At 33.1% G+C, this 24,473-nt stretch carries 23 protein-coding genes and 1 other annotated feature; of the genes, 7 read left to right on the top strand and 16 right to left on the bottom strand.

Translation table 11 applies throughout. From position 1 onward, the window contains the following. Positions 1-107: 107 nt before the first annotated feature. Positions 108-1,178 carry a M42 family metallopeptidase gene (locus COI44_RS02265; protein ID WP_098426603.1) on the bottom strand — a complete coding sequence of 357 codons (1,071 nt, stop codon included), beginning with the start codon at positions 1,176-1,178 and terminating at the stop codon, positions 108-110. A gap of 161 nt (positions 1,179-1,339) precedes the next feature. Between COI44_RS02265 and COI44_RS02260 the strand changes: the two genes are divergently transcribed. Beyond that, entirely contained in the window at positions 1,340-1,651 is a 312-nt protein-coding gene (locus COI44_RS02260) for a PepSY domain-containing protein (protein WP_056473349.1), read from the top strand. Positions 1,652-1,665: 14 nt separating this feature from the next. Here the strand turns inward: COI44_RS02260 and COI44_RS02255 are convergent, their stop codons facing one another. Together COI44_RS02255 and trmB are read right to left on the bottom strand one after the other, a co-directional pair. Beyond that, complete coding sequence (locus COI44_RS02255) at positions 1,666-2,508, bottom strand: YtnP family quorum-quenching lactonase (RefSeq protein WP_098426464.1); 843 nt, start codon at positions 2,506-2,508, stop codon at positions 1,666-1,668. A 227-nt stretch (positions 2,509-2,735) separates the two neighbouring features. Continuing rightward, complete coding sequence (gene trmB / locus COI44_RS02250; protein ID WP_098426463.1) at positions 2,736-3,377, bottom strand: tRNA (guanosine(46)-N7)-methyltransferase TrmB; 642 nt, start codon at positions 3,375-3,377, stop codon at positions 2,736-2,738. Between the two features lie 150 nt (positions 3,378-3,527). Between trmB and COI44_RS02245 the strand changes: the two genes are divergently transcribed. Next, positions 3,528-3,806, top strand: a complete 279-nt coding sequence (locus COI44_RS02245) for a YtzH-like family protein (protein ID WP_098426462.1) — start codon at positions 3,528-3,530, stop codon at positions 3,804-3,806. A gap of 31 nt (positions 3,807-3,837) precedes the next feature. Here the strand turns inward: COI44_RS02245 and COI44_RS02240 are convergent, their stop codons facing one another. The 5 genes from COI44_RS02240 to pepV all read right to left on the bottom strand — a co-directional run bounded on the left by COI44_RS02240 (position 3,838) and on the right by pepV (position 10,429). Next, positions 3,838-4,626 (bottom strand): phosphotransferase family protein, encoded by a 789-nt coding sequence (locus COI44_RS02240; protein WP_179886982.1) that lies wholly within the window; start codon positions 4,624-4,626, stop codon positions 3,838-3,840. Positions 4,627-4,765: 139 nt separating this feature from the next. Continuing rightward, on the bottom strand, positions 4,766-6,931 hold the full coding sequence (pulA, locus tag COI44_RS02235) for a type I pullulanase (RefSeq protein ID WP_098426461.1): 2,166 nt from the start codon (positions 6,929-6,931) through the stop codon (positions 4,766-4,768). A 226-nt stretch (positions 6,932-7,157) separates the two neighbouring features. Then, positions 7,158-7,709, bottom strand: coding sequence for an RNA 2',3'-cyclic phosphodiesterase (thpR, locus tag COI44_RS02230; protein ID WP_179886981.1), 552 nt, complete (start codon positions 7,707-7,709; stop codon positions 7,158-7,160). Position 7,710: 1 nt separating this feature from the next. After that, positions 7,711-8,898 carry an MFS transporter gene (locus COI44_RS02225; protein ID WP_179886980.1) on the bottom strand — a complete coding sequence of 396 codons (1,188 nt, stop codon included), beginning with the start codon at positions 8,896-8,898 and terminating at the stop codon, positions 7,711-7,713. Between the two features lie 127 nt (positions 8,899-9,025). Further along, on the bottom strand, positions 9,026-10,429 hold the full coding sequence (gene pepV, locus COI44_RS02220) for a dipeptidase PepV (RefSeq protein ID WP_098426458.1): 1,404 nt from the start codon (positions 10,427-10,429) through the stop codon (positions 9,026-9,028). A 307-nt stretch (positions 10,430-10,736) separates the two neighbouring features. Here pepV and COI44_RS02215 point away from each other — a divergent pair, with 307 nt between their 5' ends. Then, positions 10,737-10,937 (top strand): DeoR family transcriptional regulator, encoded by a 201-nt coding sequence (locus COI44_RS02215; protein WP_056473526.1) that lies wholly within the window; start codon positions 10,737-10,739, stop codon positions 10,935-10,937. A 154-nt stretch (positions 10,938-11,091) separates the two neighbouring features. Here COI44_RS02215 and COI44_RS02210 read toward each other — a convergent pair whose 3' ends face one another. After that, positions 11,092-11,814: a pseudouridine synthase gene (locus COI44_RS02210; RefSeq protein ID WP_098426457.1), complete on the bottom strand. Its 723-nt coding sequence runs from the start codon at positions 11,812-11,814 to the stop codon at positions 11,092-11,094. Between the two features lie 183 nt (positions 11,815-11,997). Further along, positions 11,998-13,617: a putative polysaccharide biosynthesis protein gene (locus COI44_RS02205; protein ID WP_098426456.1), complete on the bottom strand. Its 1,620-nt coding sequence runs from the start codon at positions 13,615-13,617 to the stop codon at positions 11,998-12,000. A gap of 151 nt (positions 13,618-13,768) precedes the next feature. Here COI44_RS02205 and COI44_RS02200 point away from each other — a divergent pair, with 151 nt between their 5' ends. After that, a complete protein-coding gene (locus tag COI44_RS02200) occupies positions 13,769-15,040 on the top strand; it encodes a BaiN/RdsA family NAD(P)/FAD-dependent oxidoreductase (RefSeq protein WP_098426601.1) in 1,272 nt (423 codons plus the stop codon). Positions 15,041-15,271: 231 nt separating this feature from the next. On the opposite strand, the gene COI44_RS02195 is transcribed toward COI44_RS02200, so the two are convergent. From COI44_RS02195 to COI44_RS02170, 6 genes are all read right to left on the bottom strand, one after another. Continuing rightward, on the bottom strand, positions 15,272-15,487 hold the full coding sequence (locus COI44_RS02195; RefSeq protein WP_179886979.1) for a DUF2553 family protein: 216 nt from the start codon (positions 15,485-15,487) through the stop codon (positions 15,272-15,274). Positions 15,488-15,684: 197 nt separating this feature from the next. Then, the gene (locus COI44_RS02190) at positions 15,685-15,984 is read right to left on the bottom strand and encodes a rhodanese-like domain-containing protein (RefSeq protein ID WP_098426454.1); all 300 of its coding nucleotides are present in this window, start codon (positions 15,982-15,984) and stop codon (positions 15,685-15,687) included. 257 nt (positions 15,985-16,241) lie between these two features. After that, positions 16,242-18,659 (bottom strand): leucine--tRNA ligase, encoded by a 2,418-nt coding sequence (leuS, locus tag COI44_RS02185; protein WP_098426453.1) that lies wholly within the window; start codon positions 18,657-18,659, stop codon positions 16,242-16,244. Between the two features lie 79 nt (positions 18,660-18,738). Next, positions 18,739-18,955: a binding site (T-box leader), on the bottom strand. Between the two features lie 65 nt (positions 18,956-19,020). Then, the gene (locus tag COI44_RS02180) at positions 19,021-20,220 is read right to left on the bottom strand and encodes an MDR family MFS transporter (RefSeq protein WP_098426452.1); all 1,200 of its coding nucleotides are present in this window, start codon (positions 20,218-20,220) and stop codon (positions 19,021-19,023) included. 220 nt (positions 20,221-20,440) lie between these two features. Beyond that, positions 20,441-20,590 carry a glycogen biosynthesis protein GlgD gene (locus COI44_RS02175; protein ID WP_098426600.1) on the bottom strand — a complete coding sequence of 50 codons (150 nt, stop codon included), beginning with the start codon at positions 20,588-20,590 and terminating at the stop codon, positions 20,441-20,443. 61 nt (positions 20,591-20,651) lie between these two features. After that, on the bottom strand, positions 20,652-20,915 hold the full coding sequence (locus tag COI44_RS02170; protein ID WP_097979245.1) for a DUF2524 family protein: 264 nt from the start codon (positions 20,913-20,915) through the stop codon (positions 20,652-20,654). Positions 20,916-21,108: 193 nt separating this feature from the next. On the opposite strand from COI44_RS02170, the gene mnmL reads away from it, so the two are divergent. From mnmL to COI44_RS02155, 3 genes are all read left to right on the top strand, one after another. Next, positions 21,109-22,071 carry a tRNA modification radical SAM protein MnmL/YtqA gene (mnmL, locus tag COI44_RS02165; protein WP_098426451.1) on the top strand — a complete coding sequence of 321 codons (963 nt, stop codon included), beginning with the start codon at positions 21,109-21,111 and terminating at the stop codon, positions 22,069-22,071. Beyond that, a complete protein-coding gene (gene mnmM / locus COI44_RS02160; RefSeq protein ID WP_098426450.1) occupies positions 22,068-22,643 on the top strand; it encodes a tRNA 5-(aminomethyl)-2-thiouridylate-methyltransferase MnmM in 576 nt (191 codons plus the stop codon). Before mnmL ends, mnmM begins: the two co-directional genes overlap by 4 nt. Before the next feature lie 768 nt (positions 22,644-23,411). Continuing rightward, positions 23,412-23,894 (top strand): hypothetical protein, encoded by a 483-nt coding sequence (locus COI44_RS02155; RefSeq protein ID WP_098426449.1) that lies wholly within the window; start codon positions 23,412-23,414, stop codon positions 23,892-23,894. Positions 23,895-24,473 lie beyond the last annotated feature (579 nt).

The raw sequence follows: 24,473 nt of genomic DNA, 5'->3' as shown, positions 1-24,473 counted from the left end.
AGAGTTAAAGTTCTAGGATCAAAATGAATAGGGATAGGATAGAGAAGGCATGGGAAGGTTTTTCAATAAAAAAAGAAGCCTCTTTTTTAGGCTTCTTTTTTACTTTCTTAATAATTACGTAATGTTTCAACAGTCGTTTTATCAGTCGCTTTAACTAGCTTAACAAGTAATTCCTTTGCAGCTAAATAATCATCAACATGAATAATTGATGCCGCAGTGTGAATATAACGAGAGCATATACCAATTACAGCAGATGGTACGCCATCGTTTGAAACATGTACTCGTCCAGCATCTGTTCCACCTTGTGAAACAAAATATTGGTAAGGAATTTTATTCGTTTCTGCAGTATCTAAAATAAATTCACGGATTCCTTTATGAGTAACCATCGTGCGGTCTAAAATTCGTAATAAAACACCTTTACCTAATTGACCGAACTCGGATTTAGATCCTGACATATCATTAGCTGGGCTTGCATCTAATGCGTAAAAGATATCCGGTTTAATCATATTTGCAGCTGTTTGTGCCCCTCTTAGTCCAACTTCTTCTTGTACAGTAGCACCTGAATATAAAATATTTGGTAATGTTTCGTTTTGAACTTCTTTTAATAATTCAATCGCAAGTCCACAACCGTAACGGTTATCCCAAGCTTTTGCCATGATTTTTTTCTCATTAGCCATAGGAGTGAACGGACATACTGGTACAATTTGTTGACCAGGACGAATGCCAATATTTAGTGCATCTTCTTTGTTATCTGCACCAATATCGATTAGCATATTTTTCATATCCATTGGTCTAGCTCTTAATTCGTCGCTTAATAAATGTGGTGGAATTGAACCAATCACACCAATAACTGGTCCTTGATCTGTCATTACTTGAACTCTTTGAGCAAGCAATACTTGGTTCCACCAGCCACCTAGTGGTTGAAATCTTATCATCCCGTTTTCTGTAATTTGAGTAACCATGAAACCAACTTCATCCATATGACCTGCCACCATTACAGTAGGTCCATCTTCAGTTCCACGTTTAACTCCAAAAATACTTCCTAAACGATCTTGCACAATCTCATTTGTATATTTTTCAAGTTCTTTTCTCATGAAGTGACGAACTTCATGCTCAAATCCTGGTGCACCTTGTAATTCTGTTAAAAATTTAAAAAGCTGTAAAGTGTCTTGATTCATCATTAAAGTTCCTCTCTGTACAAATCATATCTTCTTTTTTTATTTTATCTAAAAATAACACATAATACCAATGCTAACCGTTGAAATGTTGCCCCGGTTTGACTAAGATAAGTAGTAGAATATTTTTTCAAGCGCATAATACATAAATAGAGGTGGTACAAATGAAACTTAAACGCGTCCTGATTGGCTTAGGTTTAGGTGTTGCTGGTGGACTATATTTACAAAAAAAATTATCTTCACAATATATTCCAGCAGAAAAAGCATTAAAAACAATTAAACCAGTATTTCTTTCATATGGTAATGTAACTGGAACTTGGATTCATTCAGAACCAAAGTGGGCAGATTTACCTGATTATGAAGGTGATGTTTATGAAGGTGGTTTTACAGTAGTAGAATCAGATAATGATACTACAAACTATTCATTCATCATTAATGCTGTAAATGGTGAGCTAATTTCTGCTCAAATTGTTTAACAACAATAGCCAAATTATTTGGAGCGTTCGATCGACTGTAATACTTGTCCTTCAGCGCTCCATTTTATTGCTCTAAATACATCGTCATGATAGAACGTAAACCAAGATTTTTTTTGCAAACCAAAATTAACCCATTTTTCTTTTGCATAAATAGATGTCATTGGGTAATCATCATATGCCATAACCCATAATGGTGACTGATGTGCATGTGTAGGCATTAAATCCCCCATATGCAATAATAGCTCATCTTCAGTTTCAATTTTTATAATACTGTGCCCATCGCTATGTCCACCTGTATGAATAATTGTTATTTCATCTGTTAAAGAATATTCTTTTTCAAATGCAATTACTTGGTCCTGAATTGCTTCCCAGTTTTCTTTCCAATATGTATTACTTGAACGAATATTCGGATTTCTCATTTCATCCCATTCAATTTGAGATGTAATAATTTTTGCATTCGAAAATACAGGTTTGAATTCACCATTTTCTAATTTAGTTAATCCACTTGCATGATCAAAATGCAAATGTGTCATAATGACATAATCAATATCATCTAGTTTTAATCCGTGCTTCGCTAATGATTCTTCTAACGCTGAATCCTCGGTAACGCCAAAATTTCTTTTCTGCTTCTCATTTAATTTATTAACACCGATGCCACTATCAATGATCATGTTTAAACCATTTGTTTGAATAAATACCGGGTCAGTACGTAAAGGAATTTGGTTTTTCTCATTAACAATATATTTTTTTGACCAAAGCGCCTTTGGAACAACTCCAAACATTGCTCCACCATCTAAATGGGTATTTCCTCCAGTAAGCCACTGAATTGTACAAGTTCCAATTTTTAACTGTTCCATACTTATCCCCCTTTTTTTTTACTAGACTTAAATAATTATACCACTTTTACGAATTTACTGAATATTTTAAGAGCAGGAATAGGCAAAAGAAAGGGAACAGTAGTGAATATGAATTGAAAATTCGTTTTAGATTGCCTAAAAATAAACAATCATATTAAAATTTCGTGTGTTGTAGCAAAATAAAAAAGACTACCATGAAAATATATCACGATAGTCTTTTGATTAGATTAGTTTCTATAAGCAGCTTCAACTCGGTAAATACGGTTACCTTTTGAAGAAAACTTTTCTTCGTATTCAGTCATAATATTTCCTTCAAAATCACTATTATGAAGATCTAAGCTTAAGAAATGCATAGTCATTCCGTAGTTCGCCATACTCATGATTGAAAACTCGAATAAATCTTGATTATCTGTTTTAAAATGAATTTCCCCATCATTTTTCAAGATTTGTTGATACATATTTAAAAATGTTTTATATGTTAACCGACGTTTTTCATGTCGAACCTTTGGCCATGGATCAGAAAAGTTTAAATATACTCGATCTATTTCTCCGTCTTCAAAGAAATCCGTTAATTTTTGAGCATCTACATTTAACAGCTTTAAGTTTGGAACTTCAGCTTCAATTAATTTATCTAATGCATCAGAAACTACACTTGTATATTTCTCAATGCCAATATAGTTAATATGAGGATTGGCCCTAGCCATACCGACCATAAAACGACCTCTACCCGTACCGACTTCGATATGAATTGGTTGATCATTTTGGAAAACTTCTTTCCATTTCCCTTTTTGCTCTGACGGATTTGGAATTACATAATGAGCATTTTGTTTAACTTGATCTGCCGCACCTGGCTTATGTCTTAATCTCATAAGATTTTACTCCCTCTCGATTTTGCAATTTATATTTACTCAAAGAAAAAACCAAGCACGATGGCACTCGGTTATTCACGTATAGTATAAAATCATTTCTTGTAACACAAACTATTTCAAGTGTACTTAATAAAAAAAGGATGTGAATTTATGCCTTTAAATCATGAACATCAATTAACAATTTTACGAGATATACTAATGAATCACCAATCTGACTGTTGTGGAACTGTATCAGAATGTGAGCAATTAGAAAGACTTGTTCAATCCTTATTAACGAATGACAAAATAACAGATGATGTAAAAAGCATGTTAAATGACGTTTATTATTATAGTCAGTCTGGAAAGTATTCTTCTGATTTAGATCAGCACATTACAAACCACCAAAATCAACTCTCTCAATGGGTGACTGATTTCAATACTTATTCTTAATCTATATGACAATTTCCGAGGAAATTTTTATTTAATCTAATATCTTCTCTAGCAGGCTCTTCATTTTTTGAGTCTGCTTTTCATTTTCACGAAGAGTATACCATTTAATCCAAATGATTGTTTGAGCGACTACATACCAAGTCATTCGATTTAATAGTTCTTCAGTTAATTTTATTCCATAACTTCGAAGCCATTTGTCCCAATCGTTCTGTTCTACATAGGTGAATAAAAACATGCCCAAATCAAATGCTTTATCAGCAATGATTGCTTCATCCCAATCGATTAAATATAAATTATTTGCCTCAGTAAGTAACCAATTATGATGATTTAAATCACTATGACAAACGACTAAATCGTCTGAATCAAAAGATGGCATATTTTCCTCTAGGTATTCGATGCCTTTTACAATGATCTGGCTTTGTGTAAATTCTTCAGTAAGATTGCCTACAATTGTTTGCAGTAATTCCTGAGGTTCTAAAGGATTAATCCCTAGCTTCGTTAACATATACAACAATTCTTTGGAGGAATGGATACGATATAAAAATTGCGCAACCCCTTTCGCAGAGAGCTCATAAGGTTCTAAACTACGTGCGATCACCCACTCTTGTGCAGTAAGTACATCACCATTTTCTAGTCTTCTAGTCCAAACTAATTTTGGAACAAAGCCTGCTGCTGATAAAACTGCTAAAAAAGGAGAAGAATTTCGTTTTAGAAATAATCTCTTATCATTATTTTCTGCTATATACGCTTCACCAGTAAATCCACCGGCTGGCGAGATTGTCCATTCTTTTCCGAGTATTTCTTTTATAAGATTATCCATTGTTCTTCCGTTCCTTGTTGTTATATATGTTTGTATTTAAAATATTTTATTACAAAAAGAAAGATAGCCTATTACAATCAGCTGTAATAAGCCATCTTTTACAAGTTTACATCGTTTAATTAGAATCTGCAAGTAGTTGCTAGTATTTTACTAATACAACCGTCGAAAGTGATGACATTGGTAATTTATTACAATCCACTTTCATCCCTTTATTAACATAATGATTATGACCATCCCATATAAATTCCCAATTGTCTTCTTCATTTCCTAAATCAATATAAATATCAGTTAGACCATTATGAAATAACACCATTATTTCTTTAACTTGGTCGATTTCTTCTAGTCCGCTAATTCGGTACCCAATCAGATCTCGATGAATATTGACTGGCGTTACATACTTTTCTATTTCTTCTTTTAAAGAAAAACGGAAACTATTAAAGCGCTTTCGAATTGCTATAAATTCTTTAACAATTTCAATCGATGACGCTTCACGTTCTGCTCTTGCCCAATCAATACTATTTATTGTGTCGCCTGAATTATAACTGTTTTCGATTCCCTTTTTTGTTCGAAAAAACTCTTGGCCACTATGCAGAAACGGAACACCAAACGAAAATAATACAATACTTGTTCCAAGTAAATGCCTTTTCTTTAGAATTTCCTCATTCTCTTTCTGATTGGAAAGCTTTAATCTGTCCCACATAGTGTGATTATCATGTGATTCAACATAATTTATCGATTGATATGGCTCTTTAAATAAATTTACTTGTTTATTAATCCCAACGCTACCTAAAAGTAAATCGGACAAGTAATCATTATGAATATTATTGCCTTGTATAAACCCTATTTCTTGAAATGAAAAAGTACTTCCTTTTATTCCATCGCGAAATTTATCATTAAAAAACCCAACCATTGATAGTTGATGACTTTGGTTTATTGTTGCTTTTCGAGAAGATGGATTTAATGATGTATTTAAATCCCAACCTTCTCCAAAAATGATTATTTCTGGTTTTAAGATTGTCAGTTCAGTTACAATTTCATTCATTGTATCCGTATCCAATATTCCCATTAAATCAAACCTAAACCCATCGATGTCATATTCTTTAGTCCAATATTTTATTGATTGTAGAATAAATCGTCTAGCCATCAATCTTTCAGATGCAAAGTCATTCCCTACTCCTGTTCCATTCGATGGTAAACCACGTTCATCTTGTCTGAAATAATATCCTGGTACAATTTTTTCGAATTGGCTAGTTTGTAATTCAAAAACATGATTGTAAACAACATCCATAATAATCCGTAAACCATGTTCATGATAAACTGAAATAAGTTTCTTTAATTCATTTATTCTTTCCATTGGTTCATTTGGTTTTAAACTATAACTACCTTCTGGTGCATTGAAATTCAATGGATTGTAGCCCCAATTATAGCTCTGGAACGGGTTATTTTCATCTATTCCTTCAAAATCAAAAAATGGTAATAATTCAATATGTGTAACTCCTAGCTTGCATATATAATCCAAACCTGTTGAAAAATCATTGTACATCGTATCTTTTTCATGAAATCCTTGAAATGACCCCTTTTTTTGAATCCCACTTAGTGGATGGGAAGTAAAATCTCGAATACTGGCTTCATAAATAATACAATCCGTATACTTACTTGGTGGTGTACTATTTACCTTACTAACTTTGCTACTCTTCGATAAATCAATTACTACACTATGTTTACCATTTACAGTAACTGCTTTTGCATAAGGATCGACAGCTTCTCGCCAAATCAAATTCACACATACTAAAAAATTATAAACTAAACCGTCACAATCACGGTCGATTACTGCTTTCCATGTCCCTTTTTCTTCTCGTTCCATAGATATTTCAGTAAACTTTTCTTCTTCACCGTATTCTTGATAAATTCTTAACTTAACCTTAGAAGCAGTCGGTGCCCATAATTTAAATTGTGTAGATTTACTTGTGTAAACCGCACCTAAATCCTCTCCATCATAGGCATATTTTTCATCAAAGTCCTTCGAACGAATAACTCCACCTACTTGTAAATCTGTTCGAATACCAAATTCATCTTCAATCTCATACTTTTTTTCTAACAACAGGACTTCAGTAGTCAAAACAGTATATTTAAAAAATCTATCAAACTCTATTCGAGATACGACAGGAAGCCTAGTTTTCCGACCATCCTCTTCAATTAGTTCAAAATATGACTGCACTGTATGTTTGTTCGATTTGGGAATAATCATTGTTATTTCTTGAAATCCATCTATATAAGCTTCAAAAGCCCTTTTAATATGAAACAACGCTATTCACCATCCAGACTATAAATTTAAAACTTTTACATAAAAACTACGCATTTTCGTAATTTATTGAATCGATATGATTAGTATATTCACAAAGAGTTAAAATGGATTCAAAACAAAAATGTTGCTACCATTCCGCTTTCATGCTTCTTCAGAAAGTATTCGTTAGTTTCTTCAATTATTTCTTATATTTCATCAATTTGTTCAAGATTTCCAATAATATTTTTTACTTTAATGTAATGGATTCAGCAATATGGTAACTTGGTTTTTTAGAAGGTTGAATCTTATATAAAATGACTTCATTCACTTTGAAATTTAGAGGCTCTTCTTCCCAATTAAGGGGGATTTCAAATTCTTTATCGAACCTATCATTATATTTCTTTGCGATTGTAATATGCGGATTATATGGTCGTTTATCAATTGAAAAACCGCTTTCTTCACATATCTTACTAATTCTATTTTGTAACTTCATTAATTCAACACTATTCTCTAAACCAAACCACCATACACGTGGCTGTACTGTACTCCCAAAAATACCTAACTGGCGAATCGACAAATCAAAACTTTTAAAATCCTTAAGCTCTATTTGTAGTTGATCCATAAGCTCTACACTTTTTGTATATGTAACTGGACCTAAAAATGATAAAGTAATATGAAAATCATCTTTAAAAGTCCATTTCTTTAAAGGCAATTTTGTATACCATCTTTTGGAATAATCATCTAATATTTCTTTTATTTGTAATGGCAAAGGAACAGCAAGAAAATAATGTTCACTCAAATTACGCAATCTCCTTTTTATCTTTTATGTTAGAATCCTTTTTTAAGTATTGCATGATTCCAACTGCAACTATACTAAGAGAACCAAATAAAATATAAATTGCTTTAATTGAAAATGCCTCTGATATAAATCCACTTATGAAAGTACAGAACCATTCTCCCATTCCTAAGCCTAGACCTGAATAAATTGTAACAGCCGTTGCTTTTAAAGAATCCGGTGCTTGATCTCTTACAAACTGGAGAGCTGCTGGAATAAATAATCCAACCGATAGTCCTTGTGTAAGACAAGATAAAAAAAGAATCGAAATCGGAGGATTTGTAAAATAAAAATACCATCTTAAAGCCGATACTAAAGCGGTTGCAATTAATATATTATATATCCCAAAACGATTAATTAATCTCTTAGCTACTTGCAAAAATGGTGCTTCACTACCTGCGGAAATTAGAAACGCAATACCAACACCTGTTAATGTTCCACCTAAAGATTGAATATATAAACCGAAGTAAGTATTATTTGCACTAATTGGTCCAAAAACTAAAAAGGCACAAATTAAAAATAATAAAAATCTTTTATTAGATAGCAAAATCGGGATTCCTTTTAGGATTGGCTCCCTTTTGCTAATTGTCGTAGCGTTAGGAATAAAAATTGAAATACATAAGCCGACTAGAATACAAAAAGCAAATACGAAAAATATAATGACTAAACCGAAAACTTCAGCTAATCTTCCCGAAACTAATACAGCAAATGCAAAACCAATTGAGCCATATAATCGAATAGCTCCGTAATTCCCACCGATTTTTTGGACATAATTCAGTGCAATACTATCTGAAAGAGGAATTAAAGCACTTTGTGTCATCGATAACATGATGACAACAAATAAAAGCATGCCATACGAAGTGATTGTAGAATAGAAAAGTGCAATTACAATTGTGGAGATTTGCGCTATAAGCAACATTTTTTTAGGATTAAGCGTCATGTCGCTAACCATTCCCCATAGAGGCTGTGAAAAAATAGCAACAATTGGCGTTAATGACATTAATATTCCAATTTCTGAAGTTGATAAATCCAACACATTTTTAAAGTAAGAAGAAAGTAAAGGTCCTAGCGATCCTATTGCAAAAAATAAACAAAAATAATAGCCCTTAAAAATAAGTAAGATGCTATTTTTACGTGCTTGTAATGTGTTCAAAATTATTCTCAACTCCTAAAAAATACATAAAAAAGGGGAGGAAATTCTCTCCCCTTACTGACGAAAAACGCTCGCTTTAACCTTATTGTCTCAAAAAGTCGAGTCGTTTAATCAGTCTAAAACTATATTACTTAACTAATTCAGCAATCGACTGTGCATAAATTGCAATTGCTTTTAATAAATCATCAATTTCAGCATATTCGTCTTTTTGGTGAGCTACTTCTGGTTTCCCTAAGAATAATGGTCCAAAAGCTACACCTGCACTTAATGAACGAGCGTATGTGCCACCACCGATTGTTAACAATGTTGCTTCCTCACCCGTTTGCTCTTCATATACTTTTTGTAAAGTTTGAATTAATGGGTGATCTTGTGGAACATGGTGAGGCTTAGAATTTTTAATTTCATTATATTCAAAGCTATATTTACTTCCACGGTCAGTAAGTGTTGAAATAACAAAGTCAATATCAGTTGTCACTGGATAACGTAAAGTTAAGCCGAATGAACCACCATTATTTTCTTCGTATTGCATAATTCCTAAATTAATTGTTAAATCTCCAGTAATATCATCATTAAACGCAACGCCCAAGTTTTTACCACGAGAGTCACCTTTGAAGTTTTCAACGATAAATTTTAAGAATCGATCTGCATTAACATTAAATTCAGATTGATTTAAGAAGCTTGCTAATGCAATTCCTGCATTCTTACCTTTATCAGGTTCCATTCCATGTACAGAAACACCTTCTACTTCTAAAACTTGGTGTCCATTTTCTTCAGTAACTTGAGCTTTACAACCTAATTCACTAATATGTTTTGTAAATGCTTCTTGATCAAATTTTGGTCCTGTAACAATCGCTTTTGCATAATCAGGTACCATATTTACTCTTCTACCTGAAGAGAATGAAACTAATTTATATTCACTCTCGTTATCTTCATTTAACTGCATTTGTTTGAAATTAATATCTAATATTCCCTTTTCAGCGTAAATAATCGGGAAATCTGCATCAGGTGCAAAGCCCATTGTTGGCATTTCTTCTTTTTCAAAGTAGTGATCAACACAACGCCATTGGCTTTCTTCATCTGTTCCAAGAATCATACGTACACGTTTATTAATTGGTAAACCTAATTCTTTAACAATCTTCATTGCATAATAAGCTGCCATTGTAGGACCCTTATCATCAATTGCACCTCGTGCATAAATATTTCCATCTTTAATAATTGCATCAAATGGATCATGAGACCAGCCATCACCAGCAGGTACAACATCTAAGTGACAAAGAATTCCTACTAGTTCTTCGCCGCTTCCCATTTCTAAGTGGCCAGCATATCCATCAACATTTTTTGGAATAAACCCGTCTTTTTCACCTAAATTTAACATGTATGTAAGTGCTTCATTAATACCTTTACCCATTGGTGCTTCTTTTGAAATTGTCGCTTCATCATAAACGCTTTCAATATTAAGAAGTTCAATCGTTTGCTTTAAATAATCTTCTTTACGTTTTAAAACTTCTTCCATCCAATTAATTTGTGTCATAGAAATACCTCCTTTAATATAAATAGTTTATCACCTTTTAAAATTTAAACATAATTTATTCATAAATGGAACGAAAAAAGAAGGAATATGACACTCTTTGTAGAATATATTACCTTAAACTTGCAAAATGATTACGTTTGCGCAAATTTTCATTAAATTTTTGTATTTTTTTCATAAATTTCGTTATGAAACTACTGAAAAAGAGTAAAATGAAAATATAAGCTTAACTAGTAAAATACTTAACTAACCTGTTATGAAACAATGCGGTAGGTAAAGGAGTGGTTTTTTGAATTCTGGAACTTCTCGAATGCTGACTCGAATTAAAGCCATTTACATGTATATTAGTGAAAATGGCACCGTTTCTACAAAAGACCTAGTGGAGGAGTTTGGTATTACACCTAGAACAATCCAACGAGATTTAAACATTTTAGAGTTTAATAATCTAGTTTATAGTCCAAGTAGGGGTAAATGGGCCGTAACAGGGAAAAAAGTAAAAGCTTCTTCGTAAAAAAAGAAAAACAAAAACCTATGATTGTCTTGTCTGACTTCTAATCAAGGGTTTTTGTTTTTCTTTTGGCTCTCTATTAAGAATATATTAGTGATATCCGATTAAACTTTATGTTTACATTTTGATTCATCTTAACCTATTTATAAGTAACACTTTATTTCTCTTCGTTAACCGACTTTAATTGGTCAATCTCTTCATCAGTCAATTCTCGATATTCACCTAACTCTAAATCTTTATCTAACTTTAAAGGACCCATCTCAAGTCTTTTTAAGTAAGTAACTTTCTTTTCTACTGCTTCAAACATTCTTTTAACTTGATGGAATTTACCTTCCATAATAACTAATTCGATTTCAGATTCTTCTCCGGATTTAAGAATTGTTAAATAACCAGGTTTTGTTAAATAACCATCCTCTAGTGTTACACCTTTTTCAAATGCTTTAATGTCAGCTTCAGTTACTACTCCCTCAATCGTTGCATAATACTTCTTTGGTACGTGTTTTTTAGGAGAAAGTAATTGATGTGCTAAATGACCATCATTCGTTATTAATAACAATCCTTCAGTATCTTTATCTAAACGTCCAACTGGAAATGGCTCGAAAATGATATCTTCATATTCTAATAATCCGATTACAGTTTCATGCTCAGAATCTTCTGTAGCAGATATAACACCTGGTGGTTTGTTCATCATTAAATAAACAAACTCTTTATACTCTACTACCTCACCATTTACCGTAACAACTTGCTGTTCAATATCAACATGCTCTTTTGGGCTTTTTACAATATTATCTCCAACTTTTACAACACCTTGTTTTAGTAGAGACTTTACTTCTTTCCTACTGCCATATCCCATATTGGCTAAAATTTTATCAATTCTCATTAATTTGCACCTTTTCTTTCTAAATAAAAGTTTAAGAAAACTCGCCGAATAGCGAGCTTTTTTAGCGAAGTCAGAGGCGTAGTTGCATTTATACTACGTCGTTTTTCTTCTCCGCTGTCAATTTATACACTCTTAATGTGTAAAAAAGGTGAACCACTACAAAAGAAGGTTCACCTTATATTTTTATCCTCTTTTTCCAAACTTAAAACGATTCTTTAAACGAGCTCCTAAAATAATTTCAAATAAGTTTAATTTGTATGCAACACCTAAATAAACAATAGCCCCTACAATTGCTCCAATGATGACAAGGAACATTGAAATCATTCGACCATCTTTATAAGTCCACCAGAATCCTAATAAGTATTCTACAGCATAAACCGCGCCAGCCATTAAGCCAGATAAGATAATCATAAAGATGATCCTTCTAAACACTTTATTGAAAGAGAACTGCGCATTTTTACGAATATAATAGAAATTGTATACGATCGAAAATAAATAGCCTAATGCGGTTGCTGATACCGCGCCATATGTTTTAAATAAATGAATTAGTGGTACATTTAATACAATTTTTAATATTACTCCGCCTATTAAACCAATAATCGCATATTTTTGTTTATCTAAACCTTGTAAAATGGCTACATTTACTGTGAAAAGTGAATACAATAAAGCTACTGGAGCATAAAAACCTAGTATACTTCCACCAAGTGTACTTTTTTGATAAAAAGCACTATAAATCGGTTCAGCCAAAACTGATATACCCACTACAGCAGGAAGTGTTAGGAAAAATACAACCTGGTAGGTTTGGGTAATTTGACTTTGTAGCTTTTTATGATTTTTATTTACGAATGCTTCAGTTATAGCGGGAACTAGTGTTAAACCAAATGCCGTTGCTAATGAAACTGGAATCATTACTAGCTTGTGACTTGTGTATGAAAACATTACATAAGTATTCTCTGCAATATCTTTTAATCCAATTGCTTCCATTGCTCTATTGTAAGTAAACTGATCCACTAATTGATATAACGGAATAGCAAGTCCAACAAACACATATGGAATTGAATAAGAGAATAATTCTTTGAACATTTCTAATTTAGTAGGATAGATTAATCCTTTTGATTTTGGAAGAAGTTCATCTAAATGAACTTTACGCTTTTTCCAATACCATAGTAAGTTTAAAATACCACCTACAGCACCAATTGTAGCTGCAAACGTCGATAACCCTACTGCTTGAGTAATTGTTCCACCCATAACTTTTAGAATGATATAACTTCCAACTAATGTAAATACAATACGTACAATTTGTTCAATTAGCTGAGAAACAGTAGTTGGACCTGTTGATTGATGCCCTTGAAAAAAACCTCTATACAAACTTTGAGAAGGTACTAATATTAATGCAGTACTCACTATTCTCATAACTGAAACTACATCTTCTACACTATTACCTTTTGTATCCTTTGGAATCATAAGAGGTGCGATATAAGGTGCAATGATATATAACGTTAAAAACGAAAAAATACCTGTACATATTAGGAGTAGCTGACTTGCATGAAAAAGCCTCCTACTTGTTTCATATTCTTCAATCGCATTGTACTTCGAAACGAACTTTGCTACAGCTAACGGAACACCTGCGGTAGCTATACTGATAAACAAAGTATATGGAACATAACCATAATTATATAATGCAGACCCTTTTGAACCAACTAACGCATAAAAAGGGAATGTATAAATCATTCCTAGAAATTTTATTAAAAACGTACCAGCAGTTAATATGAAGGTACCTCGTAGCAATTTTGAATCTGACATAAACTGCCTCCTACCAATTCTCGATCAAACTAACTAATCTATCTTACCATATCATATAAAAAGAAAAAATTAAAAAATGATAAGAAGTTGGAGCTTACTTGAAATAATGGTAAACTTACTAAAAGAAATTTGTAACGAAAGTAGTGAAATAATGGTTTATGACGTGATTGTAATTGGTGGCGGAACTTCTGGTCTGATGGCTGCAATTAGCGCTGCTGAAAACAAAGCTAAAGTACTTTTACTTGAAAAAGGAACTAAATTAGGACAAAAACTCCTTATATCAGGTGGTGGTCGTTGTAACGTAACAAATCGCTTACCTATAGAGGAAGTTATTAAACATATACCTGGAAATGGCCGGTTTTTATATAGCGCATTCTCTCTATATAATAACGAGGATATCATACAGTTTTTCGAAAACATGGGAGTCGCATTAAAAGAAGAGGATCACGGGAGAATGTTTCCTGTTTCAAATGATTCAAAATCAGTATTAAATGCATTAATGCAAAAACTAAAAAAACATCATGTAGATATTCACACCAATAGAACCGTTAAAGACGTATTATATGAAGATGGTAAAGTAGTAGGAATCTTATTGGATGATCGAACAGTCATTCACTCAAAAAGTGTTGTCCTTGCGGTAGGTGGTAAATCAGTTCCACACACAGGTTCGACAGGTGATGGATATGCTTGGGCAAAAAAAGCTGGTCATACAATAACTGAACTCTTTCCTACAGAAGTGCCTATTACTTCAAGTGAAGATTTTATTCAAAGTAAAACATTACAAGGCCTTGCTTTAAGAAACATAGAATTAAGTGTATTAAATCCAAAAGGCAAAAAAGTGATAGCCCATAAAATGGACATGCTCTTTACTCATTTTGGAATTTCGGGCCCTGCCGCACTACGTTGTAGCCAATTTGTATATAAAGTACAACAAAAGTTTAAAACCAAAAATGTATCAATGGCGATTGATTGTTTCCCAGAGCAAAATGAGGAATCACTATTTCAAGACGTAAACAGTATTCTAAAAGAAGATCCTAAAAAAGCGATTAAGAACGTTCTTAAAGGTTATGTACCTGAAAGATATTTACTATTTCTGCTTTCAAAATGTGGAATTGATGAGGCAACTCCTTGTAATGAAATTGCTACCATGAAATTAAGAGAGCTTATCCAATTATTTAAGGGCTTTTCATTTGTAGTAAACGGAACTCTTTCAATTGAAAAAGCATTCGTGACAGGCGGTGGTGTCTCAACAAAGGAAGTTCATCCAAAAGAAATGTCATCTAAAATCATGAATGGTCTTTATTTTTGCGGAGAAATATTAGATATTCACGGTTACACTGGTGGCTATAACATAACCGCTGCTTTGGTAACTGGTAGATTAGCAGGAGCATCAGCTGCGGAATACTCTCAAACGAATTTTTAAGAAATAAACAAAGGACCGAACGAATACATTTTTTCGCTAGGTCCTATAATCTTTACATATAGAAAAGCATAAGGATTGATTCTTAAGAAACTTTATAAAAGTTAAACTGTTATTCCCCAAGCTTTTTGCCATAGTTGTATTCGAAAAACAATCAAACTGATTTTCTAGAAACTTATGCTTTTCAATTATTATATTTTTCTTTGGCACAAATCCACCGTCCCTAATTTAAGGTCAAAGGCGAGCGTTCGATTGTTCGTGTTGCAAGTTCACTAATAAATAGAATCTCCCGTCCTCTTCAACATACCCATCTGCCAATTGGAAAGATTGTTTTAAGTCTTTAAAGAAAAACTTTCCAATTAAATACTTTGAAGAATACAACTCCATATGCCCATCTTTAAATTTACCAATTATTTTATCGGTAATATCAATTTTTAATGTTTTAGGCAAATCAACCCCCTCCTTTCTAACAAGCAAAGACCTCAATGAAAAAATATATGAGGTTCTACTTTAATATATGTCACAACTCCATGGTTAATATTCCTTATACCAAAAAACATTAGCCTAATTTAAACCAAATAAATAAAAAAATCCAACAAAACGTTGGATTTCAGTAGGTAGACAAAATATCGATACAAATAAATTTTTTATTTGATCTCGCCTTCCCAGGCCATCATTCCGCCTTCCATGTTGATCGCCTTATAGCCTAGATCATTTAAATACTCACAAACATTCTCACTACGAACGCCTGCCTTACAAATAAAAATATATTCAAATTCTTTATTAAAAACATCTAATTTGCTAGGAATTTGCCCCATTGGAATATGAACTGCTTCCGGAATTTTCCCATACTCAACCTCATAATCCTCTCGTACATCTACTAAAAATAGCGTTTCTCCTGATTCTAAACGCTCTTTAACTTCATTTGCAGAAATCGTATTCATCATTGCTCATCCTTTCTTTATAGCAACATCTTAACAACTAATTATTTTCTATGCAAAAAGTAAGTTTAATTCTTTCCACCTTAAGGGGGAGGATGAGTTAGTAAATAAGCAAATTGATGAAATATACTAACTCAGGAAAGGTTCATGAGTTAGTGGAAAAGCAAAATCTCGAAATTTACTTACCCATAAAAGGGACTTGGGTAGTAAAAAAGCAATAAACAAAGAAAAAACCTCAAAAGAGGTTTTTTCGAATTAACTATTTAGTTAGCAACGATATTTACTAATTTACCTGGTACAGCAATGATTTTTCGAACTGTTTTACCTTCAACTTGTTCCTTAACTGCATCGTCTGATAATGCAATTTGCTCCATTTGCTCACGAGAAGCATCTTTTGCAACAAATAATTTCGCTTTTACTTTACCATTAATTTGTACTACGATTTCAATTTCGTCTTCTACAAGTTTAGCTTCATCGTATGCTGGCCATGTAGCATATGCAATTGAATCACTATGCCCAAGTTTACTCCAAAGTTCTTCACCAATATGTGGAGCTACTGGTGCTAATAGTTTTGCAAAACCTTCAACCATTTCTTTTGGTAATTTGTCAGCTTTATATGCTTCATTAATAAACACCATCATTTGAGAAATCGCAGTGTTAAAGCGTAAACCTTCAAAGTCCTCTGTTACTTTCTTTACTGTTTGGTGATATGTTTTTTCAAGACTGCTAGAAGTAAGACCTTCAACAATTTTATCTGAAAGTTCTTCGTTATCAGTGATAAATAAACGCCATACTCGGTCTAAGAAGCGACGGGAACCATCTAATCCATTTTCTGACCAAGCGATTGATGCATCTAATGGACCCATGAACATTTCATATAAACGTAATGTATCAGCACCATGGCTAGCAACGATATCATCAGGATTTACAACGTTTCCTTTAGACTTAGACATTTTTTCATTATTTTCCCCTAAGATCATTCCTTGGTTGAATAGCTTTTGGAATGGCTCTTTTGTAGGAACTACACCTAAATCATAAAGGAATTTATGCCAGAAACGAGCGTATAGTAAGTGAAGAACTGCATGCTCTGCTCCTCCAATGTATACATCAACTGGTAACCAATGCTTTAGTAATTCAGAATCTGCGATTGCTTCGCTATTATTTGGATCAATATAACGTAAGTAATACCAACAGCTTCCACCCCATTGTGGCATTGTATTTGTTTCACGTCTTCCTTTTTTACCTGTTACTGGATCAACTACATTAACCCAATCAGCAATATTCGCTAATGGTGACTCTCCAGTTCCACTTGGGCGAATATCTTCTGCTTTTGGAAGAATTAATGGTAATTCCTCATCAGGAACAACTGTCATCGTACCATCTTCCCAGAAAATTACTGGAATTGGTTCTCCCCAATATCTTTGACGAGAGAATAACCAATCGCGTAGACGATACGTAACTTTTTTCTCACCAGCTTTTGAAGATTCTAACCATTCGATCATTTTTCCAAGTGCTTCTTCTTTATTTAAACCGTTTAAGAAATCAGAGTTAACATGTTTGCCATCTCCAGCGTAAGCCTCTTTTTGAACGTCTCCACCTTCAACAACTTCAACAATCGGTAATTTAAATTTAACTGCAAATTCGTGATCGCGCTCATCATGTGCAGGTACTGCCATAACTGCACCTGTTCCATAGCTTGCAAGTACATAATCAGCAATCCAAATTGGAAGCTTTTCGTTATTTACAGGATTTATTGCATATGCACCTGTGAATACACCAGATTTATCCTTCGCTAAATCAGTTCGCTCTAGATCACTTTTCGATTTAACTGAATCAATGTATGCTTCGACAGCAGCTTTTTGATCAGCTGTTGTAATTTTATTAACTAAATCATGTTCTGGAGCTAATACAACATAAGTTGCACCGAATAATGTATCTGGACGTGTTGTAAATACCGTTACTTTTTCATCGAATCCATCAACATTAAAGTAAACTTCTGCACCTTCCGAACGGCCAATCCAGTTACGTTGCATTTCTTTTAAACTTTCAGGCCAATCTAATTCTTCTAGATCTTCTAATAATCGATCAGCATAAGCTGTGATTTTTAAGATCCATTGCTTCATTGGACGACGTTCAACCGGATGTCCTCCGCGCTCACTTTTCCCATCGATTACTTCTTCATTAGCTAAAACTGTACCAAGAGCTGGACACCAGTTAACTGGAACTTCATCTACATAAGCTAATCCTTTTTCAACCATTCTTAGGAAAATCCATTGAGTCCATTTGTAATAATTAGGATCAGTTGTATTTACTTCACGATCCCAATCATAAGAGAATCCTAGTGCCTGAATTTGATTACGGAAAGTATTAATATTTTTTTCAGTAAACTCGGCTGGATCATTACCTGTATCTAATGCATATTGTTCTGCTGGTAGACCAAATGCATCCCAACCCATTGGATGAAGTACATTATAGCCTTGCATTCTTTTCATTCTTGATAGGATATCAGTAGCTGTGTACCCTTCTGGATGACCTACATGTAATCCCGCTCCAGATGGATAAGGGAACATATCAAGTGCATAAAATTTCGGCTTGCTTGTATCGTCAGTTGTTTTAAACGTTTTATTTTCTAACCAATACTTCTGCCATTTCTGTTCAATAGTACGATGATTAAAACTCATATTATTGCCTCCTTTTTTCATATATAAATGGCTCGGCTGTGGTACTAGCGGTCTACAAATAAAAAAATCCTCCCATCCCAAAAGGGACGAGAGGATTTCCCGCGGTACCACCCAAATTAATGTAAAAATACATTCACTTGTTTCCGTAACGTGGAACACGACATTTATTACTTGGTAAAAACCGTTCACAAATGTGGCTTATGGGCGAGTTCATGAATAGAATGGATTGACTTTCACCAACCGTCAACTCTCTAAACCTCTTCATATTCACTACTATTCCCAATCATTGCCGATCATTTAGATTGAATTTATACCATTTTATTATAACCAAAGAAAAAGGTCAATTATACATCGCCTATTTTTAAGAAGCAAAAGTTTGATTTTCAGCTTTTACTACTTTTTTTGCTAATCTTTCATAAAGCACAGAGAAGACCATGCTTATTACTAAAAAGACAACTAAAATGATAAATAATACCCTCATATTAAAAGTATCAACAAGAGCTCCTCCAATAACAGGTCCAAGCATTCTTCCAACCGTCGCTGCACTGTTGACAATCCCTTGATACATTCCTATACGATCTTTTGGAGCAAGCATATTTGCAATAGTTGGTACTGCGGGCCATACGAACATTTCTCCAATCGTTAAAATGATCATACCCGTCATAAACATTGAGAAATGATCGGCAGTGCTCACAAGAATAGTCGAAGCGATAAAGAATCCAATTCCAAACAACATTTGCTTTCTCATACTTAACTCATATTTACGAATTGCAGTTGATACGATTGGTTGAGCTAAGACAATAAGCGCACCATTTACAGTCCATAACAGACTATATTTTTTTAATCCAATGTGTAGATTTTGCATTTCTGAAGCAATCGTAGTTTGCCATTGAACATAAACTAACCAACATAAAACATACGCAACACAAACAATCATCAGAGCCTTCAATGAAGGAGTAAATGAAAATTTTTGTTTCTCTGCTTTATCAACATGAGTTTCTTTTAATTGCTTAGGTTCACCAATATCTCTAAATCCAAATAAAGCTACTAAGAAGAAAATAATATATAATAGCAAATTAGCTGAGAAAATATAATTAATATTAGCGGCCGCAACAACTCCACCTAAAGCCGTACCAATCGCGACACCAAGATTTTGAGCTACATAAATTGCATTAAAAGCTTTACGTCCACCCTCTGGCCATGCCGCTCCAACCATCGCATACATTGAAGGAAATACAATACCAACACCAAATCCTAATATTACGAAGAAACAACTGTAATATGTCCAAGAATGATTAATAACCAAACCTAATATCGACAAAAACGTAATATTAATACCAGTAAGGATTGACCTATATCCCCCAAATTTATCAAAAAGCCAGCCCCCTAGCATATTACCAAATACACCAGCCAATGAATTAAACATTAAAATAAGCCCCGCAACAGACAAGGACTTTCCTAAATATATATGGATGTATACTGTATTGAATGGCCATAAAAAAGAATTACCTGTTACATTTAAAATCATACCGATTAACAAAAACCATAGTTTTTTTGGCATCCCGTACTCCCCTCAAAGCTGTCCCTTTTTATCTATTTTTATCTCGTTAACTCATTAATTGTAGAGGAGAATCTTCCTAGTTTCAAGAGGCACACATTAAGTGTCGGTAGATAAGAAGGACAAAAAACCTAGAAAGTATTAGAAAAGCACCATATAAACCCTAAAATTACCAAATGAAAAGAAAAAAGGAAGGCATATACCTTCCTCTTCTTTTACTACCTTACCCCTGCTTTGATCTCTGTGGTTGACCTTTTTTAGAGTTATTCATTTTGACTTGATCCACTGCTGAAAGTTCACCTGAGAATTCTGTTTTTGTTTTATTCTTTGTTGTTTGTTCAGGATTATTACTTTTTGATTTCTTTTTAACCATTTTTGGTTTCCTCCCAAGGATTGCATATTCTTCAACGTATTCTTGCATTATCAAATCTCCTTTAGTGCGGAGTAATAATCATTTGATGTTGTAGCTGTGTTAATTGTCTACGTAAACGATTAAATTCATCTCTATTTTCTAAATTTGCAAGGTTTTCAACTTTTTCTAACTGCATAATTGCTTGCTCAAGCCCTGCCTGTGCTTCAGAATACTCGATTCCGTTAAAATGCTCTTGTTGCATGCCAATTTCTAATTGTTGCACTGCATAATCATAGGCTTGTTTCGCTTGTTGTACTTGTTCTTGTCCGAAATTGCGATCTGTTATTCCCAAGAAAATACCTCCTTTGAGACTTTAATGAAGTATCCGATATGTAGGTTACCTCAAGGATAGTATTTCCGAACCTTTCAATCAGAGTACAATTATTTCTTTACAAATAAGAAAGGTTTTTCCATTTGGTTTTCTTTTTAGAGCATGATAAAATCGATAATATTGACTTAAATTAAGGGAGGGATGAGGAATGACAAAAAACAATCCTTTTCCATATACAATAGATCATAAAAGATATCATTCGTGGAATTATCACTTAAGACAACATTTTGGCGAAAAAGTTTTTAAAGTTTCAATTGACGCCGGATTTGATTGTCCAAATAGGGATGGTACAGTTGCGTTTGGAGGTTGTACTTTTTGTAGCGCATCTGGTTCGGGCGACTTTGCAGGAGATCGAGCTGAAGATGTTGTAACTCAATTTCATAAAATAAAAGATAAAATGCATGAGAAATGGCAAAACGGAAAATACTTAGGCTATTTCCAAGCTTACACAAATACTCATGCACCAGTAGAAGTATTAAAACAAAAGTTCGAACCAATTTTAGAGCAAGAAGGCGTTGTAGGTTTATCAATCGCAACAAGACCGGATTGTTTACCAGATGATGTTGTTGAATATCTTGCAGATTTAAATAAACGAACTTATTTATGGGTTGAATTAGGATTACAAACTGTTCACGAAAAAACTGCAAATATTATTAATCGCGCACATGATTATAAAACCTATGTAGAAGGCGTAGAAAAATTAAGAAAGCACAATATCCGTATTTGTTCACATATTATTAACGGGTTACCTCTTGAAACCCCAGAAATGATGATGGAAACTGCGATGGAAGTTGCTAAACTTGATATCCAAGGAATTAAAATTCACTTACTTCACCTATTAAAAGGTACTGCAATGATGAAGCAATACGAAAAAGGACTAGTTGAATTCATGGATTTTGACGCTTATATTAACTTAGTCGTTGATCAGCTTGAAATCATTCCAAGTGATGTAATCGTACATCGAATTACTGGAGACGGTCCACCTGACTTATTAATCGGACCAATGTGGAGCTTGAAAAAATGGGAAGTACTAAATGCAATTGATCGTGAGTTTGAACGTAGAAATAGCTGGCAAGGTAAATACGCAAATAATCGAGTACAATTAACATGATTCTAGATCGTATTTTACCGTACGCTAGAAAGCTTCTCCAATCAACTGTTAAAGAAGGCGATATTACCATTGATGCCACAATGGGTAATGGTCATGATACAGTATTTTTAGCAAAATTGGTTGGTGAAACTGGACATGTATACGGATTTGATATCCAAGAACTAGCTATTCAAAAGACGATTGAAAGAATAAACAATGAAAATTTAAGCAATCAAGTTACACTATTGCAAAGAAGTCATGCAGAAGTAAAAAAAGTAATCCCAGCTTCATTACACAAGAAATTAAAAGGTGCAATTTTTAATCTTGGTTATTTACCTGGTAGTGATAAATCAGTTGTAACAGTCCCCGAGTCAACCATTTCTGCAATAGAACAAATACTAGAAATGATGGCTCCAGAAGGGATTATCGTAGTTGTAATTTATCATGGTCATGAAGGCGGAGAAATTGAAAAAGATGCATTAATGAACTTTGCCCAAAACATCCCTCAAGACTTGGCACATGTATTAACTTATCGATTTATTAATCAAGCAAATAATCCTCCTTTTATATTAGCAATTGAAAAAAGGGCTTAAGAAAAAACTGTCTAATTTTAGACAGTTTTTTTCATGCTGTTGAAAACCAACCTTGTCAATTAAATTACCAAATTATCGTAAAAGGAGTTTAGTGATGTTGATTTCCACTACGGGGTGCTCGCTTTCCATGGGGCGAGACCTGAGCCTCCTCGGCGAGCCTGCGGGGTCTCAGCCTNNCCTTCGTTCCAATCAACTTAATCATAAAAAAAAGTATGCAATAAATCCTAATCAAATAGCCTTTACTTAGAGTAACCTAACAGTTGTTTATTAATCAGTTATTAGGTCAATTAAGATTGAAAATTAATTAATTAATTAATTAATTAATATGTCTTCTGAAAAAAGACCATTACTAGTGAAATTGGAAACATAAAATTGCTTTAACATATTAACATTTAAATCCATTAATAGATCATCCCAAAAATGATAATTTCATCATTAATAAATGTTCATTTAATGTCCGTTTTCCCTAAGTAAGACAGTTTTTTTCAGAGGATGCTTGTATTAGGTAACTGGAAAAGTAATTTTTTGATTAAAATTTACTTTTCCAGAAAAATCAAATCCCATATAAACTCTATTTCAACTGTCTGGATTTGACTACTAACAGTTTTAACTTTGCTCCCGAGTATTTAACATTACAAATATATCAATTTAATTTTGACATAAAACCAAAGCAAACCTTAAAAATTCATTAAAAATTCATTAATGGTAAATTTTTCTTGGAAAATTGGTAAAGATAAAAAAATCAAAAAAAGAAAGAAGGTTTTCAAAATGAAAAAAGCTATTTTTGCAGGTGCAGTAGTTAGTCTTTTTACACTTAGTACAATCACAGTAAATGCCGAAAACATCGCGGCAGCAAATTATTATGTCCATCCACATCATGATCATGATGCAACAACAGATGAAGGTGAGCATCATAGACATCATCATCACCATAACAAAAAAGCAAATAAAATGTTAGAAAACCACAAAAAAGAAGTTGTTAAGTATATTTCTAATTACTTAAACCAACCTGAAGCTAATATTAATAAAGCTGTTGAGCAACATAAAATGGAAATGAAGAAATTAATATTTATTGCAGTTGTATCAAAACTTTCAAATAAACCTTTGGAAAATATCATCGCTCAAAAAGGTAAAACAAATTCATTTAAAGAAATATTAGATAATAATAATATTAAACGTGAGCAATTTTTTGAAGAAATGAAAAGAGTTCATCGAGATATATTTACTCAAATTGAACCAACTAAAAATTAAATTAAACAGAGCGCCCTTTAAGCCATTGGACTTATTGGGCCTCTTTTTTTGTTTAAATTACTTGTAGTCTAATGAAGTTTAGTAAACAGACGATCCGGTTTTTTATTAAGAACATATCCCCTTTGGATAAAACACAAAATTTATCGATCTAGTAACTTTATCAATCTATAAAAATTTACAAAAAATTTTTAATAATATCTAATTACGGCGTATTCATGGAATCAATTGAATATTATGTAAAGATATAACCAATTTAATTGATTTGTTCATACAAACCAATTCGTAGTTGATTGAGATAAACCAACTCTAGGGGCGTGAAGAGTTGACTACAAACCTAAACAATTTGAATAAAATATTTCGTAAAGTTTTTCAGTTCATTTTACGAAATTCGAATTGGATCTTATTATTAATTGGACTAATTGCGTTCATCAATTACTGGTCAGTTTTTTACCTTGTTTCATTATATCGAGGATTTCATACAGAATCTTCACAAGTCAATCAGATGACCCTTTGGGTAATTTATGGGTATTTTTATGGTTTCTTCGGGAGTATGATTTTAATTTATGTACACTCTTTTGT

The sequence above is a fragment of the Bacillus sp. AFS088145 genome, from assembly GCF_002564465.1.
Classification (GTDB): Bacteria; Bacillota; Bacilli; order Bacillales; family Bacillaceae_G; genus Gottfriedia.
This window is presented reverse-complemented; position numbering and strand designations above follow the sequence as displayed.